An 18,580-nucleotide genomic window follows, 5' to 3' on the forward strand; every position below is an offset into this window, starting at 1 on the left:
ACGCATCTCGATGCGATTGGAAACACAACGACACTGGAAATCGTTGACTTTTTCACCCTCCGCCGCCGACGGAAAGATTTTTACCTGCCAGCCGAACTCGGCCGCACGGCGACTGCTGTCATCTTGGCAGCGTACTCGGCCGCGACATCGACGGCCTCGGGAGGCGTCCGCTGCCAGACGCCCGCAACGGCGGAGACGCCGGTGTTGCGGTTCCGCCGACGCCTTCCTAGGCTGAATGGATGAACCGATTCCCAAATACCTTGCGGCTTGTCCTCTCACTTTCCCTTTGGACGCAGGTTGCAGCGGCGGAGGAGCCAACCCTTCCCACGCTGTCTCGCTATTCCGTTCGCTTCGATCAACCCTATCACGTCACCGGGGAAACCACCCTGTTGGCCGACGTTTACCAGCCCGCCGAGCTTACCGACCGCTGCCCCATCGTCCTGGTGATTCATGGGGGTGCGTGGATGAGTGGCGACAAGGCGCTGCCGGGGACCTATGCACGGATGTTCGCAGAAAACGGAATCGCTGCGGTTTCGATCAATTACCGATTGGCTCCCACCGACAAGTTTCCCGCACAATTGGACGACGTGCGGAAGGCGTTAGCGTGGATACACGACCAGGCGGCGGCAAATCGCTGGGATTTGCAGCGGTTGGGAATGTTCGGCTACAGCGCCGGAGCCCATCTGAGCTGCATGATCGCGATGCTTGCTGATGAATCCGCCGAAACCGTTGCAAAGACGACGCAATTGTCCGCCGACGATCCGCTGTGGCGCAAGCAACCGAGGCCGATCGCGGTCGCCGCGGGGGGAACCCCCACCGATTTCCGCGATCTCCCCCCTGACAATACAATGCTCGCCTATTTCTTCGGTGGCACGCGGCGGCAACGTCCCGATGCGTATGAATTCGGATCCCCCGCGGTCCTTGCCAGTGCTGGCGATCCACCGACCCTCTTTTACCATGGCACCCGCGATCTGTTGGTCCCGATTGCTGGGGCCGAAGCGCTTTTCCAACGCCAACGCGAACTAAAGATTGACAGCGAGTTTGTCCGCGTCGAGGGGCTGGGGCATCTGCTGTCGTTCATGGACGCCGGGGCCCGGGCGAATGTGCTGAGGTTTATGAAATCCCACCTGTCGCCCGCGGCCGATTGACGCCGTCATTGCCCGCGGTTGGGCCAGGTCGCCTATTGGCTGGAGACCGTTTGGACCTCGCCACCGCCGCGAGTCCAGCTGGCGTGCCATGCATTGAGATCGATTGTGTCGCTGACGTTGCGGACGCTTCCGTCGACCAGGCAAACGACGGCGACCCCAGGGTGGTAGCTGCGAGCCGCTGTCATCTTCGACGAACCGACCACCATGTCGGGGACCTCGCTGTTGGGCGTCAGGCTGCCGTTCATGACGGGGCCGCTGGGAACACTGCCCCGCAGCCAGTAGTGGTTTCGATCTCCACGCCACGACGTGATGCTCCCTTGCACTCCGCTGAGTCCGCTCGAATTGGCGAGATTCACGGTCGCGACGTCGACTGTCGACGTGTTGGCGCGGTATTGGCGGACGTCTTGGATCGGCGTTGGCGAAGCGATGTCGGTCCCGACTCCGATCGTCGTCTCGGCAAACGCGATCGTGTTGCTGGTCCCATCGATTACGTCGCGGAATTTGATCTTCGATCCGATCCAGCACAATCCGTTCGATGGCGTCCCGTTGCCCGGATGGAACGCGCCGTCCATCCCGCTTCCTTGGTTCATCGCATAACTGGTTCCCGCGACGTCGATCACCGTCCCGGAGGGGAGAGTCATCGAGTGCAGGTCGGCTCCGACATCGCTGGGGCATTCAAACGTGGGGACGCGCGTCGCCGCTGCGGCTCGCAATTCCAGGGGGAGATCTGCGGTCGCCGGATGGCCCATGTAGATGTCGAAATCGATCAGGTTCTGCAGGTTCTCTTGTTCCACGTAAGCCAGCAGCTTGGCAAACGGAGAGAAGTCAGCCGGATAGCCGCCGGTATACGACCAGCCGTTGTTCGGGAAGGCTTCGTTATAGGTCGACGCGTAGTTGTGCAACGCCAAGCCGAGCTGCTTCATATTGTTGCCGCACTGCATCCGCCGAGCGGCTTCGCGGGCCGCTTGCACGGCTGGCAGCAACAAGCCGACCAGGATGCCGATGATCGCGATCACGACCAGCAGTTCGACCAAGGTAAAGCCAGCGGTTTTCCGCTGCTTGGCGGTGGAGAGTGTTTTGAAACGATCGTTAAAGAGGAAGCTAGTCGCCATCACAGAGGATCCTTGCAGGGATTGCTAAACGGGGTAGATCGCCACCGGTTGTGAATCAACCGTGGCGAAAGAATCCGAGCGTGGCTGGCTGAGGACCGTCGTTTCCTTGGCTTGCTGCGTCGTCGCTATTCACACTGATATTACGAATCAGTCTCAATTAGAATATTCGGTGCTGCCCAAAATGCACAAGAGGTCAACGCTGCTGCGCCGCCAGATTTATGGTGCGGCTGGGGCGACTGGCGGCTGAATGCTGGCGGTGCCGCGACACTTTGACCCCGGTGCGGCGGCGGCGTTTACCCTTACCAATCTAGCGGAGCTCTGATAGATTGCGGTATCAACCTGGGCGACGCTTCTGGAATCAGGTCGCCGAGTCCCGATTTGACAGCTATACTTCAATTTGACGCACATATGGCAATTTCGAGTCCTTAACGGATCGACTGCTGCCGTTGAAGTGCCCCTATGGTTATGATCGTGTTTAGTTGAAGATGCACGGAAGCAATCGCCCCACCCGCCAATCCAAGGCTTGCCGCAGACGGATCTCGCATCCTCCGGGCAGCCTGCCGACAGGATGTCGCCGATTGCGAGCCACCCTCCCCACCTCCGGTTGCACCGAACCTTCCAATCCAAATTCGCGAGACGTTGCAATCTCCCGCGATGCATACTTTGGTACTCCCTTGATCCCAAAACTGAAACTCCCAAAGCGTTCTTCCGATCGGACCGCCGTCTGGCGATCCCCTTCATGCAAGGCATCGATCCGAGCTTCGATCGCGGATCGTCTTGGAAGCACATCCATTGGAATGGTCATCTTGTCGATCGTGCTTGCCGGGTGCGGCCGCAGCGACCAGATCACCAGCTATACGATTCCGACGACCGTCCCTGAGGCGTTGGTCCAGCAGGACCGCATGTTGGGCGGAATCGTTCCGGCAACCGAAAAGGTCTGGTTCTACAAGTTGGTCGCCGATGTCGACTCGGTCGCAGCGATCGAAGACGGTTTTAAAAAGTGGATCCAGCAGCTGAAGTACGAAAACGGTGCGCCTCAATTGGATGTGCCCGACGACTGGAAACGGATTGCACCGGGCATGATGCAGCATGCCAAATTCCAGATTCCCGCGGGTGAACGGATGATCGAAATGAGTGTGGCCGAACTGGGGAACAGCGGTGACTGGGACGAACAAGTCGTCGCCAATGTGAACCGCTGGCGTGGTCAGATGGCGTTGCCTCCCGATACGGACAAATATGCCGGTGGCGAAGCATTGCAAGTCGAGAACCCTCCGTCCGACGCGCAACCCATTTGGGTCAGCTTGGATGGCGTCTTCAAGTCGGGACCATCGATGGGAGGCCGTCCGCCGATGGCGGGTGCCGCGAGCATGCCGTCACCGGCGACACCGCCAGCCGCTGCGGCGAAAGCCCCCGAACCGAAATACGCATTTGAACTTCCCGAAGGCTGGACCGAAGGACGCGCTGGCGGGATGCGTTTGGCAGCCTTTGACGTTGCGACCGAGGAGGGATCGGCGGAGGTGACGTTGATCGAGGCGGGGGGAGACACCCAAGCGAACATCGGAATGTGGGTCAGCCAGGTGAACCCTAAGAGCAAGCCGGACGATGCGGCCGCGGTTCTTGAGGCGGGCGAAGAGATCACGGTGATGGGAATCACCGGCACCCGCTTCCGTTTGTACGGAGAAGAGGGTGGCGAGAAAGCAATCGATGTGACCATGGTTCCGCTGCAGGGCGGATCCAGCTTGTTTATCAAGATGACCGGTGCCCCGGCGGCGGTGAAAGCGGCGGATCCGTCGCTGACGGAGTTCCTCGGTACAATAAAAACAGCGGCCAACGGCTGATTCAGCCTACGTTCCGCCGACAGCAATTCAACAGAAGGGTCCTCCCATGGCAACGGTGACTGCAGATCGCAATCGCGATTCCGAGATCGGAATCAATGCACTGACGATGTCGGCACTTTCGTTCTTAGGTTCGTTGAAATGGACCGTCGCGCTCTTTGCGCTCTCGATTGTCATCATCTTGGCCGGCACGTTGGCGCAAGATGAAATGAACATGCAGCAAGTCAAAGACGCCTACTTCACCAGCTGGGTGAGCCGAGTTTACATCGACGATTTTGTCCCCCAGCCGTTTTACTTTCACGAACATCGCATCGGGGCCAATTCGTTGATGCCCGACGGTGCCTGGTTCCCCTTCCCCGGCGGCAAACTTATCGGGTTTGCACTGCTGATCAACTTAATCGCTGCCAAGATCACGCGGTTCCATATCCGTGCAACCGGCACCCGTTTGATCGCGGGAATCGCTGTCTGTGCCGTCGGCCTGGGCGTCCTGTTAGCGATCGTGTTTGGTGCTTCTAACGCCGAGGGATTGCAGGGGCAACCGCCGTCGTACCCGATGGTTTGGTATGGGCTCTGCGCGATGGTCTTCCTGGCTTTGGCGGGATCGATCGCCGGGATCGTTTCGGCGCCGCGTCGCGGTTGGAAGTATGCATTCGGAACGTTGGCGATCCTCTTTGGCGCTGGTGCGATTGCGATCCTGATGGGATTCACGATCGGCGAGCCTGGACTGCGGATCGTATGGCAGATGGCCAAGGGACTGGGCGTCGCCAGTATCTTGTTGGTGGGATGCCTATTGCTCTTTGGCCAGCAAGGCGGCAACTTGCTGCTCCATTTCGGCGTGGCCCTGTTGATGATCGGCCAATTTGCTTTTGGCGACCGACAACTCGAACAACGACTGATTCTGTCGCAACGCGAATCCTCTAACACCTTAATCAACATGGACCAAGTGGAGCTTGCGTTCATGGATAAATCGAAAGAGGGGGAGACGCAGGTGATCGCGATCCCCGATTCGATGCTTTCGTCATACGAAGGAAGTGATTCACGGATCAGCGACCCGCGGCTGCCGTTTGAGATCGAAGTCGTCGACTACATGCCCAACTCGCAAGTCGCCGATGAGGGAGAGAATCCCGCCGACACTGGGCTCGGCCAACGGTTGGCTGTCAAAGAGGCAGCCCCGGTGGGAGGTGCCAGCGAAGGGACCAACATCGTCTCGGCGTACGTCCGCTTCTACGCCAAAGGCAACACCGAGCCCTTGGGAACGTTTCTCGTTTCGCAGTACCTGAATGACGCCGAAAAGCTATTCAGTGGCGGTTCGTTTAAGGACAGCTTCGACATCCTCGAAGCGCACGACAAGGAATATGCCGTTGGCTTGCGTTACGCACGCGTTCCCAAACCGTACTGGATTCAATTGTCCGAAGTCCGCCGCGTCAATTACAGCGGCACTGAGACACCTCGCGACTACAGTTCGTTCATCCGCATCGTCGACACCGAAACGGGGGAAGATCGGCAGGAGCGGATCTGGATGAACAATCCCCTGCGTTATCGCGGCGAGACGTTTTATCAATCGCAATATTTGGAATCCCCCGGCGGATCGAAAGCCACCGTCCTGCAAGTCGTTCGAAATGAGGGCTGGTTGATCCCTTATGTCGCCTGTGGCATCGTCGGTCTCGGCATGATGGTCCACTTCATCGGCACCCTGGACCGCTTTGTCGGCCGCCGTGAACGCGAAGAGAAGAAAAAGCCGGCCCCTGAAAAGACTGGCAGCCAATGGCCGATTGTCGCCACCGTCGCGGTCGTCGCGTTCTATCAAATCAGCATGTTGGTCCCACCGACCGTTTGGCAAGGCATGTCCAGTCGCGATCCCCAGGCGCGTGCGATGGACATGTATCAAGCCGGCGCGATCCCGATCATGTCGGGCGGTCGCGTTTTGCCGTTGGATCAATTTGCCCGCGACGCGATGAAGCTGGTCAGCAACAAAGACTCGCTGCCCACCGCAAAGGCTCCCAAGGCGCTGGTCGATCGCGTGGGCAAAAAGCTCTCGGCAATGGAATGGTTCTTCGAATCGATTGGAGACCGTGAAGAGATCCTCGACTTCCCAATGATCCGGATCGATGCGACGGAAGTGCTTAGCGAAGTCGGTTTGTCGGAACGAACCGAGAAACGATACAGCTTCCGCGAACTGCAACCTTCGTTTGCTAAGATTGAAACGATCGCCAAGGCGACCCGCGATAAAGAGCCTCAATCGCTCAGCTTCAAAGAAAACGCGATCATGCAACTGTATCGCAGGTTGAACCACTTCCTGATGGTCAAACAAGTCTTCCGCGAACCGTTGCGCGTCGAAGACCTCAGCGAGAAAGAAATCCCCGAGGGAATGTCGCTGCGGGATCTTCGCGAGGCGGTGTTGCGTGTCAACACGATGCAGGTTCGGGAGGTGATGCAAGTGGGCGGACCGGCGATCTTCCCACCGCAAGAAAATGCGGACAGCGAAATCGAAGGGACACAGCCCGAGTGGAAGATGTACGCACCGGCCGCGTTGGAAGCTTATGCGGCACAATTGGATGATGCGGATGCAAACATCCCGGGGCTCGCAGGTTTCGATGCCATGCGGAACGCGTACGAGCAAGACGACGCCCCCGCATTCAACGAGGGGCTCGATGTGATGTTGGCTTCGGTCGACGCTGCCAATCCCAGCAACATGCAACCTTGGCGGGTGCGGTTGGAACGTTGGCTGGTCGGAACGCATTCCAGCGTGGCCGCATTCACGGTCTACGTGCTGGCATTGCTGATTGCCTTGTATTGCCTGATGATCAAATCACCCCGAGCGCAAAAGACGGCCTTCTATTTGATCGGTTGTTCGCTGGCACTCCATACGATGATCCTCGTCGTTCGGATGATGATTACCGGCCGCGCTCCGGTGATCAATCTCTATTCGTCGGCGGTCTTCATCTCCTGGGCGGGCGTGCTGTTTGGCTTGGGCTTGGAACGCATCTACCGCCATGGGATCGGCAACGTGGTCGCCGCGATGTGTGGTGTGTTCGGATTGCTGGTCGCCTACAGCTTGAATTCCGGTGATACGATGCCGGTGTTGCAAGCGGTGTTGGACACCCAGTTCTGGTTGTCGACGCATGTGGTCACGATCACCTTGGGGTATACCGCGACATTCCTGGCGGGCATCCTGGGAATCCTGTACCTGTTTTTCTCGAGTCGCATCAGTCCCAAACTCTTCGCGTACCGCCGCGACATCTTCCGGATGATCTACGGCGTCTGCTGCTTTGGAATCTTGTTCAGCTTCATCGGCACCGTGTTGGGCGGATTGTGGGCCGATGACAGCTGGGGCCGCTTCTGGGGTTGGGATCCGAAAGAGAACGGTGCGTTGTTGATCGTGATCTGGAACGCTTTGATGTTGCACGCACGTTGGGACGGAATGGTCGGGGAACGTGGTTTCGCAACCTTGGCCGTCGGGGGGAACATCATCACGGCGTGGAGTTGGTTCGGAACGAATCAACTTGGATTTGGCCTGCACTCCTACGGTGGCCAAGACAGCGTGAAATTGATGCTACTGGCCTTTGTCGCCAGCCAATTGGTGATCATTGGCATCGGCGTTACCGGTTCGCTGTTGAAACCAACCAAACCGAGCGGCAACGCATAGCCGGTTGCACAGCGGACCGTTACTACAGTCGATCGGGATTGACGGGGACGGTCGGCGTTTTGCCCGACGCTTTGGATCGCAGCAGTGGCCGCAGTCGATCGATCACGGCCCTTGCGGCCGCGTCGGGTTGGACCGCAAGATTGTGGAACTCGTTCGGATCGGATTGGTGATCGTACAGTTCCACCCCATGCTTTCCTTCGCCCCATTCGGTGAAGCGGTATCGGGCGGTGCGAAGGCTGCAGCCCATCACCGGTTCGGACAATCGAGCGTCTGCTGGGCGGAGCACTTGCGTGACGGCGTATCCATCCCAGTCGGCCCGTCGGTTTTCAATCAACGGAAGCAGACTGCGTCCCGCCAAACCGGACGGTGATGGAATCTGTGCGAGATCGGTCAGCGTCGGGTAGATGTCGACAAACTCGACGATCCGCCGGCACTCTCCTTGCGACTTCTGCCCCGGGACGCGGACGATCAACGGTGCGCGAGCCCCTTGTTCGAACAGCGTTCGCTTTTGCCAAACACCATCGTGTTCGCCCAGGTGATAACCGTGATCGCTCCAGAAGACGACGATCGTCTCTTCGGCCAAACCGAGTTCTTCCACAGCATCCAACAACCGGCCGACTTGGGCATCGACAAAGGAGACGCATGCGTAATAGGCCTGCGTCGCTTGCAGTAGCGTTTGGTGATCGAGCCCGTAATTGGGAACCGGACAATTGTGAGCGAATGCGGCGGTGGGGATGTCGTCGCGATCGCCAGGAGGTGCGTAGGGAAGTCGCAGCGATTCGAGGGGATACATTTCAAAATACTTCTTCGGCGCGACGTACGGCGTGTGCGGACGGAAGAATCCGACGCCCAGGAAGAACGGCAGGTCCCTCTTCTCCCGCATGATCTCGATCGCTTCGCTGGCGATTATCCCATCGGTCTGCTCCTCGTCCTCTCCATCCGCGGCCAGCCAGCTGAGCGCCCCACTGATCTTCCGATGCGGTTCGGCATTAAAGACCAACGCCTCGTCGATCTTGTCCCGCCCCTTGGGATTGACCGTACGATTCCAAGAGGGCGGATCGTCGAAGCCATCGGTCCCGATCGACGCGGGGACGTTGTAGTGATAGATCTTACCGACGCGCGCGGCAAAGTAGCCGGCCGCTTGGAACGCCTGAGGCAACGTGACGACGTCGGGCAGTTCATCGCGAAAATGGCGATCGAGATCGTAGACTTTGATCTCATCGGGGCGCCGTCCGGTCATCACCGAAGCACGCGTCGGATTGCACAGCGGCAACTGATTATAAGCTCGCTGAAAGCAGGTCCCTTCCGCTGCCAACCGATCGATGTTGGGCGTTTTGGCGACCAGATCGCCATAACAACCCAAGGTACAAGCCAAATCATCGACGGCGATGAACAAGACGTTCGGCCGATCGCGAAGTCCCGTTTCCGTCGCGGGAACAAGCGACGCGCACGTTGCGACCAACAGCCCCGCGAGGAACATGCGTCTCGATTTCGATGGGTTCACCATCCCACACCTCTTTCAAAAATCTATCACCTTCGTCGTTTGATCCACCTTTCAAACGTCGCAGCATTATAACGGCATCTCGGTTGAAATCGGCGTAGTGGGAATCCCGTAGAACCCCACGAATAAAAGGCAATGGACTCGCGCTTCACCCTCCCCCAAACGAAGTTTGGTAGGGGAGGGTCGAACCAGCGAAGCGAGGTTCGGGGAGGGGAGTCCCAAGCAAATCGCACCCGATCGATACCGCGGACGGCCCTCCCCGAAACACTTGCTAAACGCTCGTGTTTCGACCCTCCCTGCTTCGCCGGGCGGGTGAAATGCATTCGTTACCGCAACTCCGCTTCACCCTCCCCCAAACGAAGTTTGGTAGGGGAGGGTCGAACCAGCGAAGCGAAGTTCGGGCAGGGGAGCCCCAAGCAAATCGCAGCCGATCGATACCGCGGACGGCCCTCCCCGAAACACTTGCTAATCGCTCGTGTTTCGACCCTCCCTGCTTCGCCGGGCGGGTGAAATGGATTGGTTACCGCAACTCCGCTTCACCATCCCCCAAACGAAGTTTGGCAGGGGAGGGTCGAACAAGCGAAGCGAAGTTCGGGGAGGGGAATCCCAAGCAAATCGCAGCCGATCGATACTGCGGACGGCCCTCCCCGAAACACTTGCTAAACGCTCGTGTTTCGACCCTCCCTGGCTTCGCCGGGCGGGTGAAGTGGCCCGTTAGCATAACTCCGCTTCACCCTCCCCCAAACGAAGTTTGGTAGGGGAGGGTCGAACCAGCGAAGCGAAGTTCGGGGAGGGGCAAAACGTTCGGATCGATTTGCCCACCGATGGGCAGGCAGCGCGCGGGATTGCCCATATGTGCACAGTGGGATCGCGATTCAAAACGCGCCGTCGTAGGCTTTGCTGATCGCGGCCCGCAGTTCGGTGATGCAGATCGGCTTCAGTAAGAAGTCGGTGATAAAGTCGCAATCTTCGACGTCGGGACGCTCGTAAGAAGAGACGACAATCACGGGGATCGCGCTGTTTTTTGAAATCGCTTTGGCCGCTTCGATTCCCGACATTTCTGGCATCCGAACATCGGTGATCACCAGATCGGGGCGCTCCGCCGCACACAGCGCGATCAAATCGCGTCCGTTCTCCGCCTCGCCAACGACTTCGCAGCCCAGTTTGCACAGAAGCCGCCGAAAGCCCTGCCGAATATCGGCTTCATCGTCGGCGATTACTATTCTCAGGCTGCGTTTCATGAGCGTCTTTGGGGCAGAGTCATCAGGAATTCGGCACCGCCGGGAAAATCGATCGCTTCGATCGTTCCCCGATGCGCCGTGATGAACCTCTCTGCAATCGCCATGCCCAACCCCGTTCCCTTCGCTTTTGTCGTGTAAAACGCTTCAAAAACACGGGCCCTAAGTTCAGCGGGAAGCCCCGGCCCATTGTCGCGCACCGAAACGCAAAGCACCCGTCGACCATCGTCGTTGCGCAGGCGACAGGCGACGGTGATTCGGACCGGATCGGTGCAGGCGGCCAGCGAATTTTCGAACAGATTGCGGAAGACCTGCTCGATGCGGAAGACGTCCAATTCGCAGAGAAGATCGGTATCCTCAACCGCTTCGATCAATTGAACATCGCGTCCTTGGTGCAAGACGTGCAAATTAGACCACGCCTGTCGCCAGACTTCCGCCAAGTTTGCTGTCGAGGGATCCAACTGGATCGGCCCGGCAAAACTGCGCAGTTCATCGTGAAGCTGTTGCAAGTCGTTCTTCGCTCGGCGGATCCGATCCAAATCGTCGCGAGCTTCCGATCCCGGTTCGATGTCGTATTCCAGCACATCGACACCCACCTGAATCCGCTGCAAGGCATTGCGACTCTCGTGAGCGATCGCCGAAACCATCTTCCCCATCGCAGCCAACCGCTCCGCCTGGACAAGCTTATCGCGGCTCTCCGCCAGGCAAGCTTCGGCCCGCTTGCGATCGGTAACGTCGCGGATCAGTGCCAGGAAACCGAGCGGCTTTTCCCGTTCGTCGCGGATAACTTTCCCGACCATCTCGCCGACAAAGGTCGATCCCGATTTGCGTCGCCACGGGATCTCGGTAACGTCCAATCGCTCTTCCGCCCCGGCGTGAAAACGTTCGCGAGCCATCCGATCAAAGTCGGCGTGGTCGGCGTACAGGATCGAAGTCGATTCGTCCAACACCTCCTCCACTAGGTACTCGAACATCCGACACGCCCCGCGGCTAAAGTGCGTGATCTTGCGGTCCAAGTCGGTCATCAAGAGCGCGTCGGGGATTCCATTGACGATCGTCTTCAGCACCGCCCGCTCCCGTTCGACTTCGCTCTGATAACGAACCCGCTCGATCGCCAACGCCGCCAGGCTGGCGATGCTGGAGACAAACTCCAATTCGCTCGCGCACGGCGATCGCGGAACCGCGTAATACATCGCAAACGTTCCTAGAATTTCCCCCGTCGATGCGATGATCGGTTCGGACCAACAGGCTCGCAGACCCGCTTGTTCGGGAATGTCCCGAAATCCGTGCCACAACGGATCGGTGGCGATCTCTTCCACGACGACACGTTGCCCGGTGAAAGCTGCGGTTCCACAAGATCCACACCGCGGACCGGGGATCCGACGGTCGACCGCTTCGCAATAAGGATCGGGTAAACGCCGCGAAGCCGCCAACCGCAACATCCCCGTTTCCGCTTCGATCAACATGATCGACCCGATCATCTCCGGACGCGATTCCTCGGCAACTTCGACAAGCGTGTGCAGCACTTCGTCCAGCGAAGCCCCTTGAGCCAATCGCTTCAGCACACGCGTCTGCCCACGTAAATCGCTTTCCAATAGATCTCGTTCGCTCATCATCCTCGGTTTCCAAATCGCGTTGCCATCGGTCGGTCCATTCTACGCGGTCCCAATGATCTTCGTAGCACCGGTGGCAGATCTCGGTTTTGTTTCGAGCTCTCCGCATCAACAGCGTTGGGACCTGTTCGTAGCGCAAGGCTGCCCTGTTCGACATCGCGTTGTGACTTACAATAACCGCCATGGCCAAAACAGCGTTTGACATATTGTTCGTCGACGACGATTCCGATTTCGCCGCCGGTTGTATTCGCTGGTTCCAGAAAAACGGACACCGCGTAACGCACACGACGCGCGGGCAGGATGGCGTCGCCCAGTGCGAGCGGCTTGATTTCGACATCGCCGTCCTCGATTGGAATCTCCCCGGACTCAGCGGCCTGGAACTGGTGCAGCGGATCCGCGACGCCGCCGCCGAAACGGAGATCATCATCCTGACCGGGGAAGGGACGATCGAAAACGCGGTTGAATCGATGCGACGTGGCGTCTTCGACTTTCTTTCAAAACCGTTCCCGATGGCGGAGCTGGAACGTCGCTGCCTGGGAGCGTTGGAACGCCGTAAGTTGCGGAAGGAGAACTCGCAGCTGCGCGAAGTCATCGACCGTGCCAAGCGTCCGCCGACGAGGATGATCGGCGAATCCCAACCGATGCAAAAAGTCATCCGCTTGATCGATCGCGTCGCTCCTACGGACAAGCCGGTGCTGATCGAAGGGGAAAGTGGCACCGGAAAGGAACTGGTCGCCCAAGCGATCCACCAAGGAAGTCCCCGCGGCAACCGACCGATGGTCACGGTCAACTGTGCCGCGTTGCCCGAACAGTTGGTGGAGAGCGAGTTGTTTGGGCATGAACAGGGTTCGTTCACCGGTGCGACGGCGGCCAAGCCGGGGCTGTTCGAAGTCGCCGATGGGAGCACGTTGTTTATCGACGAGGTGGGTGAGTTGCCGTTGGCGTTGCAGCCGAAGCTGCTGCGCGTGCTGGAAGATGGTTCGATGCGGCGCATCGGTTCGGAAAAGGAACGCCGTGTCGACGTCCGCATCGTCGCGGCGACCAATCGCAGCCTGAAGGAAGAGGTGGCCGAAGGGCGATTTCGCGAGGATCTCTACTATCGAATCAATCTGCTAACCGTCCACCTCCCACCGCTGCGCGATCGTGGCGACGATATCGGCGTTTTGGTCGATCACTTTCTCGCAGGCGGCCCCGAATTGGAAACCGAAGCGCGAGGGGCGTTGCTGGCGTACGACTGGCCCGGCAACATCCGGCAATTGGTGAACATTGTCGAACGCGCAAAGATCCTTGCTGACGACGTGATCACGATCGAAGATCTGCCCGAGGAATTCCAGTCGCTTGGGGCGTCGGGCACTGCAGAACCGCCCGGCAACGAAGGCTCGCTGATGACGTTGCAGCGGGAACATATCGCCCAGGTGCTCGCTCAAGAGAAGGGAAACAAATCGGCAGCGGCTCGGATTCTTGGGGTCGAACGTCGCAAGCTGTACCGGATGATGAAGCAACACGGAATCGAGGGTTAACAACGGCCTCCCATTGCCGACGCTTCGCGCTGACCAAGTTTGTCCACGCAGTGACATCGAGGCGAAACGAGTGCGCACATGTGGGCACTTCGCGGGGCGACTTACCGATCGACGGATTCATTCAGCGGGTGAATTGCCGGGAAAAGCGTTTTCTGCAGTCCGTATCCTCAAACGGCACGCCTGTTGCGACAACAGCCCACCTACGGTTTAGACGGCGGGACGTCTCGACCGAATCCCTGTTTTCAGAAACCACACCGGACGCAAAAGATGCTTCAAACCGAATCGACCAACGGAAACGCCGCCGGGTACGACATCGTTCACTTTGCCAAGAATCGCTATTCCGCGAAAGCTTACGATCCCAGCCGCAAGATCTCGGATCAAGACGTGGAAAAGATCAAGGAGCTGCTCCGCTACAGCGCGTCGAGTGTCAATTCCCAACCGTGGCACTTCATCCTTGCATCGTCCGACGAAGCGAAAGAGAAGATCGCCAAGTCGACCGACCGGATCTATCCGTTTAACAGCAATTCGATTCGCAAGGCTTCACACGTTGTCGTCTTCTGCAGCAAATTGGACATCGAGCAAGATTATTTGCAACGCGTGCTGGAACAAGAGGAGAAGGACGGTCGCTTCGCCGCCGATCCGGCGTTGAAGGACCGGATGGACGCGGGGCGGAACATGTTCATCAACATCCACAAACAGGACCTGAAAGATGTTCAACATTGGATGGACAAACAGGTCTATCTGAACATCGGTTCCTTCCTGCTTGGCGTCTCGGCGATGGGGATCGATGCGACGCCGATGGAAGGTATCGAAGTCAAGGTGTTGGACGAACAGTTTGGGCTGCGGGAACGTGGCTACAGCAGTCTGGTTGTCGTGACGCTCGGCTATCACGATTCCGAAGCGGACTACAACGCCAAACTCACCAAATCGCGACTCCCCTATTCGGAAATCTTGACAGAAGTTTAATCCTCGCGACGTCGGGTCCCCCTGACGCCGCACCCCACAACCAAAGCGAATCAAAAATGAAACTGTTTGATAAATACACATTGAAAGATGTCATGATGCGGAACCGTATCGTCGTCTCGCCGATGTGCCAATATTCATCGGTCGACGGTCTGCCCAACGATTGGCATCTTGTTCACTTGGGATCGCGGGCTGTCGGCGGTGCGGGAATGGTGATCGTCGAGGCGGCGGCGGTCTCGCCCGAGGGGCGGATCAGCCCCGGCGATGCCGGCATCTACAGCGACGATCACGTCGAACCCTACGCGAAGATCAACCGCTTCATGAAACAGCACGGGGCGGTACCGGGGATTCAGATCGCACACGCCGGTCGCAAGGCGAGTGCCAGCCGTCCGTGGGAAGGAGACGAACACATCGGTCCCGAACAAGGAGGCTGGGAGACGATCGCCCCTTCGGCCGAAGCCTTCGGCGGGACGCTGCCCAAGGTCCCCCAAGCGATGAGCCTGGATGACATCGCACGCGTCAAAATGAACTTTGTCCAAGCCGCGGTCCGCGCCCTCGACGCCGGCTTCGAGTGCCTGCAGGTGCACTTCGCGCACGGCTACCTGGCGCATGAGTTCTACTCGCCGCTGTCGAACAAACGAACCGATCAATACGGCGGCAGCTTTGACAATCGGATCCGCTTTATGCTGGAAACCTTTGAAGCGGTTCGCGAAGTATGGCCGGAACGGCTGCCATTGATGGTCCGCCTGTCGGTGACCGATTGGATCGATGGCGGGGTCACGGTCGACGAATCGATCGAACTGACACGCCAATTGAAAGCGAGCGGACTGGATCTGCTGGACGTCAGTCACGGCTTCGTCACGCCGGACATCTCGAAGATCCCCTGGGGCCCCGGAATGATGTTGCCCATCGCCGGTCGGATCCGCAAGGAGGTCGATATCCCCACGACCGCCAGCTGGCTGATCACCGAACCGAAGCAAGCTGCCGCGGCGGTTGCCGATGGGCAGGTCGATGTCGTCTCGTTGGCTCGCGAGATGCTTCGCGATCCCTATTGGCCCTACCACGCCGCGAAAGAACTTGGCGTCGAGGGGGCCGAACAGATCCTGCCCATTCAATACGCGCGAGCCGCCAAAACGTGATCGTTCCCGCGCGAACAGACCGCTCCCTCAACCACTTACTTCCTGTCCCTTCAACCTTTGGAATTTTGAAACATGGCTAACCTCACCATCGTCGCACACATCACCGCCAAGGCCGACAAAGTCGCTTTCGTGAAATCGGAGCTCGAAAAGATGGTCGCTCCCACGCGTGCTGAAAAAGGCTGCGTGCAATACGACCTGCACCAAGACAACGATCACCCGACCCATTTTATGTTCTTTGAAAATTGGGAATCACGTGAACTGTGGCAGGCTCACAGCAACAGCCAACACGTGCAGGCTTATCGCACCGCGTCCGAAGGGGCTGTGGAATCGTTCGCGCTCCATGAAATGACGCAGATCGCATAACCGACTTCCAAACAACGCCCGATTACGCATCACGGAGACCTACCATGACCTTCAACGCCCTGGTCGTCGAAAAGACCGACGAATCAAACGTTTCGGTCGCCATGCAGTCCTTGACCCTCGATCGTTTGCCCGCGGGGAACGTGACGGTGGCCATCGAATACACGACGGTCAATTACAAGGACGGGTTGTGCATGCAGCCGAACAGCGGTTTTGTCCGCAACTATCCCCTTGTTCCCGGCATCGATTTCGCCGGCACGGTGGAATCGTCGGATGATCCGCGCTACAAACCAGGCGACAAAGTGGTCCTCACCGGATGGCGTGTCGGCGAATCGCACTGGGGTGGCTATTCCCAAAAAGCACGCGTCAACGCCGATTGGTTGGTGCCGCTTCCCGACGGCCTGACGACACGGCAAGCGATGGCGATCGGTACCGCGGGTTTCGCCGCGATCCTGGCGGTGCTGGCGTTGGAGGATCATGGACTAACGCCCAACCAAGGCGAAGTGCTGGTTACCGGGGCTGCCGGCGGCGTCGGTTCGATCGCCACGGCGGTTCTTGCCAAACTGGGATATCAAGTCGCGGCCGTCACCGGTCGACCGGAGACCGCCGACTACTTGAAGTCGCTGGGAGCGACGCGGATCCTTCCGCGGGGCGAGATCGACACGATTTCGCAAAAACCGCTGGAGTCCGAAACCTGGGCGGGATGTGTCGACGCGGTTGGTGGTGAAATGTTGGCCCGCGTTTTGGGCCAACTGAAATATGGAGCGTCGGTCGCGGCGGTCGGGCTTGCCGGTGGCGCAGCGATGCCTGCGTCGGTGATTCCCTTCCTGCTGCGCGGCGTCAATCTGTTGGGAATCGACAGCGTGATGCAACCTTATGAAAGGCGTTTGGTTGGTTGGCAACGGCTGGCGACCGACCTGCCGATGGACAAGCTCGAAGGGATGATCCAACCGGCCAACTTGGCTGACGTCCCGCAACTGGCCTCCGATATTCTCAAAGGCCAAGTCAAAGGACGCGTTGTCGTCGACGTGAACGCCTGACCGCGACGGCTGCCGCGGGGCGTTAGCGTTCGATGATGCGGATGCACGACGGGCGAGGCATTTCGATCGGCGACGACGCCGCGGTCAGTTTGCCTGTTGCCGGATCGATCCGAAATACCACGACGTTATCCCCGGGCATGTTCGCACAGATCAGCAGGCTGCCATCGCCGGTGATCGCCAGATTTTGGGGCCCCTTGCCAAGGCTGGGGGCAAACTCGATGAGACTCAACTGCCCATCTTCGGCGATGCGATATGCGGCGATACTGTCGTGACCACGGTTGGTGCCGTACAGATAGCGGCCGTCGGGCGTGATCTTGACGTCGGCGGTATGGCTGACGCCGCTGAAGTCGTCGGGCAGCGTCGCAATCGTCTGGCGTTCGACAAGGATGCCCGAATCGGCCAGGAAATCATACGACGTGATCGTGTTCTGCAATTCGTTGATCACGAACAAATGCTTCCCGTTGGGATGGAACGTCAGATGTCGCGGACCGGCTCCCGGAGGCGTTCGGACAAACGGTTGGCTGTTGGGCGTCAGTTCTGCCGTTTCGGGATCAAAGGCGTAGCACATCACCTTGTCGATTCCCAGATCGGCGGCGTAGGCGAATCGATTGTTTGGCGCGATCGCGAACCCGTGCGCGTGCGGCTCTCCCTGGCGCTTGACGTTGACACTCGATCCTTCATGCTGCACAAACGAAACCGGTTCGGAGAGCGATCCATCGTCTTGCACCGCGTAGGAGGCGACGTTACCGCTGGAGTAGTTCGCCAGTAAAACGCTCTTCCCCGTCGGATCGACTTCCAAGAAACAGGACGCCGTTCCCTTCGACGTCCGTCGTCCCAGTGGACTCAGTTTGCCCGTTTTCGGATCGATCTTAAACGCAGCCACTTGTTCGGGCTCCTTGCCACCAAAGGTCGGCGCGAAGATCGAATAGAGGAACTGATGGTCGGGTGTGATCGCGATGAAAAACGGATTTTCAAGCGTCTCTTCACGATGTAACGGTTTCAGCTGGTCAGCTTCGGTATCGAGTTCGAAGGCGTGGATTGCGCCTTGTTCGCCGGAGGTGAAGGCGGAGATATAAACAATCGGTTGGCCGGCGTTGGCGGCGGGGGAGGGTAGCATCAGGAGCAGGCTTCCAAGGATCAGGGCTCTGGAGATTCGCAAGTCAGTGAACATGGGGCACCGTGGGATGGCAAATGGTGAGTTCCACGTCGCGCCAAACCAAAGGGAGCGAGTGGGACGGCGGCGGGCGGTCGATCAACCACCGCGAGCTGAAACCAGCCGTCGCGGCGTGTCGGTTTTACGTACCGAGAGGACGGGGAGCGATCGGAGTGATCAGGTCCCCTGCAAAAGTATAGTAGATGGCGTTGGCTCACGGTGCCGTTCGGTCAATTTCTTGTCGCACGGCGTTCTTTCGACAACGGAACGAAGGACTAAGCCGCCTCAACAGATCTCGCGATGGATTCAAGG

14 protein-coding genes are annotated in these 18,580 nt (G+C 58.7%); 8 read left to right on the top strand and 6 right to left on the bottom strand.

The window, feature by feature from the left end; genetic code table 11:
• The first annotated feature begins 239 nt into the window (after positions 1 to 239).
• Complete coding sequence (locus tag Poly24_RS14035; protein ID WP_145096309.1) at positions 240 to 1,148, top strand: alpha/beta hydrolase; 909 nt, start codon at positions 240 to 242, stop codon at positions 1,146 to 1,148.
• Positions 1,149 to 1,180: 32 nt separating this feature from the next.
• Here Poly24_RS14035 and Poly24_RS14040 read toward each other — a convergent pair whose 3' ends face one another.
• Both Poly24_RS14040 and Poly24_RS14045 read right to left on the bottom strand, forming a co-directional pair.
• Positions 1,181 to 2,260, bottom strand: a complete 1,080-nt coding sequence (locus Poly24_RS14040; RefSeq protein ID WP_145096312.1) for a DUF1559 domain-containing protein — start codon at positions 2,258 to 2,260, stop codon at positions 1,181 to 1,183.
• A 475-nt stretch (positions 2,261 to 2,735) separates the two neighbouring features.
• Complete coding sequence (locus tag Poly24_RS14045) at positions 2,736 to 3,065, bottom strand: hypothetical protein (RefSeq protein ID WP_145096315.1); 330 nt, start codon at positions 3,063 to 3,065, stop codon at positions 2,736 to 2,738.
• A 1-nt stretch (position 3,066) separates the two neighbouring features.
• Between Poly24_RS14045 and Poly24_RS14050 the strand changes: the two genes are divergently transcribed.
• Entirely contained in the window at positions 3,067 to 4,098 is a 1,032-nt protein-coding gene (locus Poly24_RS14050) for a hypothetical protein (RefSeq protein ID WP_145096318.1), read from the top strand.
• Between the two features lie 46 nt (positions 4,099 to 4,144).
• Positions 4,145 to 7,741: a cytochrome c biogenesis protein gene (ccsA, locus tag Poly24_RS14055; RefSeq protein ID WP_145096321.1), complete on the top strand. Its 3,597-nt coding sequence runs from the start codon at positions 4,145 to 4,147 to the stop codon at positions 7,739 to 7,741.
• A 22-nt stretch (positions 7,742 to 7,763) separates the two neighbouring features.
• Here ccsA and Poly24_RS14060 read toward each other — a convergent pair whose 3' ends face one another.
• From Poly24_RS14060 to Poly24_RS14070, 3 genes are all read right to left on the bottom strand, one after another.
• On the bottom strand, positions 7,764 to 9,248 hold the full coding sequence (locus Poly24_RS14060; protein ID WP_231753135.1) for a sulfatase: 1,485 nt from the start codon (positions 9,246 to 9,248) through the stop codon (positions 7,764 to 7,766).
• An 869-nt stretch (positions 9,249 to 10,117) separates the two neighbouring features.
• Positions 10,118 to 10,483, bottom strand: coding sequence for a response regulator (locus Poly24_RS14065; RefSeq protein ID WP_145096324.1), 366 nt, complete (start codon positions 10,481 to 10,483; stop codon positions 10,118 to 10,120).
• Positions 10,480 to 12,096: a GAF domain-containing protein gene (locus tag Poly24_RS14070; protein ID WP_145096327.1), complete on the bottom strand. Its 1,617-nt coding sequence runs from the start codon at positions 12,094 to 12,096 to the stop codon at positions 10,480 to 10,482. The genes Poly24_RS14065 and Poly24_RS14070 overlap by 4 nt, the downstream gene beginning before the upstream one ends.
• 179 nt (positions 12,097 to 12,275) lie before the next feature.
• Between Poly24_RS14070 and Poly24_RS14075 the strand changes: the two genes are divergently transcribed.
• From Poly24_RS14075 to Poly24_RS14095, 5 genes are all read left to right on the top strand, one after another.
• Positions 12,276 to 13,613: a sigma-54-dependent transcriptional regulator gene (locus tag Poly24_RS14075; protein ID WP_145096330.1), complete on the top strand. Its 1,338-nt coding sequence runs from the start codon at positions 12,276 to 12,278 to the stop codon at positions 13,611 to 13,613.
• A gap of 267 nt (positions 13,614 to 13,880) precedes the next feature.
• Positions 13,881 to 14,579 (top strand): oxygen-insensitive NAD(P)H nitroreductase, encoded by a 699-nt coding sequence (gene nfsB, locus Poly24_RS14080; protein WP_145096341.1) that lies wholly within the window; start codon positions 13,881 to 13,883, stop codon positions 14,577 to 14,579.
• Positions 14,580 to 14,635: 56 nt separating this feature from the next.
• Positions 14,636 to 15,715: an NADH:flavin oxidoreductase/NADH oxidase gene (locus tag Poly24_RS14085; RefSeq protein ID WP_145096344.1), complete on the top strand. Its 1,080-nt coding sequence runs from the start codon at positions 14,636 to 14,638 to the stop codon at positions 15,713 to 15,715.
• A 72-nt stretch (positions 15,716 to 15,787) separates the two neighbouring features.
• Positions 15,788 to 16,078 carry a putative quinol monooxygenase gene (locus Poly24_RS14090; protein WP_145096347.1) on the top strand — a complete coding sequence of 97 codons (291 nt, stop codon included), beginning with the start codon at positions 15,788 to 15,790 and terminating at the stop codon, positions 16,076 to 16,078.
• A gap of 44 nt (positions 16,079 to 16,122) precedes the next feature.
• The gene (locus tag Poly24_RS14095; protein WP_145096350.1) at positions 16,123 to 17,115 is read left to right on the top strand and encodes an MDR family oxidoreductase; all 993 of its coding nucleotides are present in this window, start codon (positions 16,123 to 16,125) and stop codon (positions 17,113 to 17,115) included.
• 22 nt (positions 17,116 to 17,137) lie between these two features.
• Here the strand turns inward: Poly24_RS14095 and Poly24_RS14100 are convergent, their stop codons facing one another.
• The gene (locus Poly24_RS14100; RefSeq protein ID WP_231753136.1) at positions 17,138 to 18,232 is read right to left on the bottom strand and encodes a lactonase family protein; all 1,095 of its coding nucleotides are present in this window, start codon (positions 18,230 to 18,232) and stop codon (positions 17,138 to 17,140) included.
• Positions 18,233 to 18,580 lie beyond the last annotated feature (348 nt).

Source organism: Rosistilla carotiformis (assembly GCF_007753095.1).
Classification (GTDB): domain Bacteria; phylum Planctomycetota; class Planctomycetia; order Pirellulales; family Pirellulaceae; genus Rosistilla; species Rosistilla carotiformis.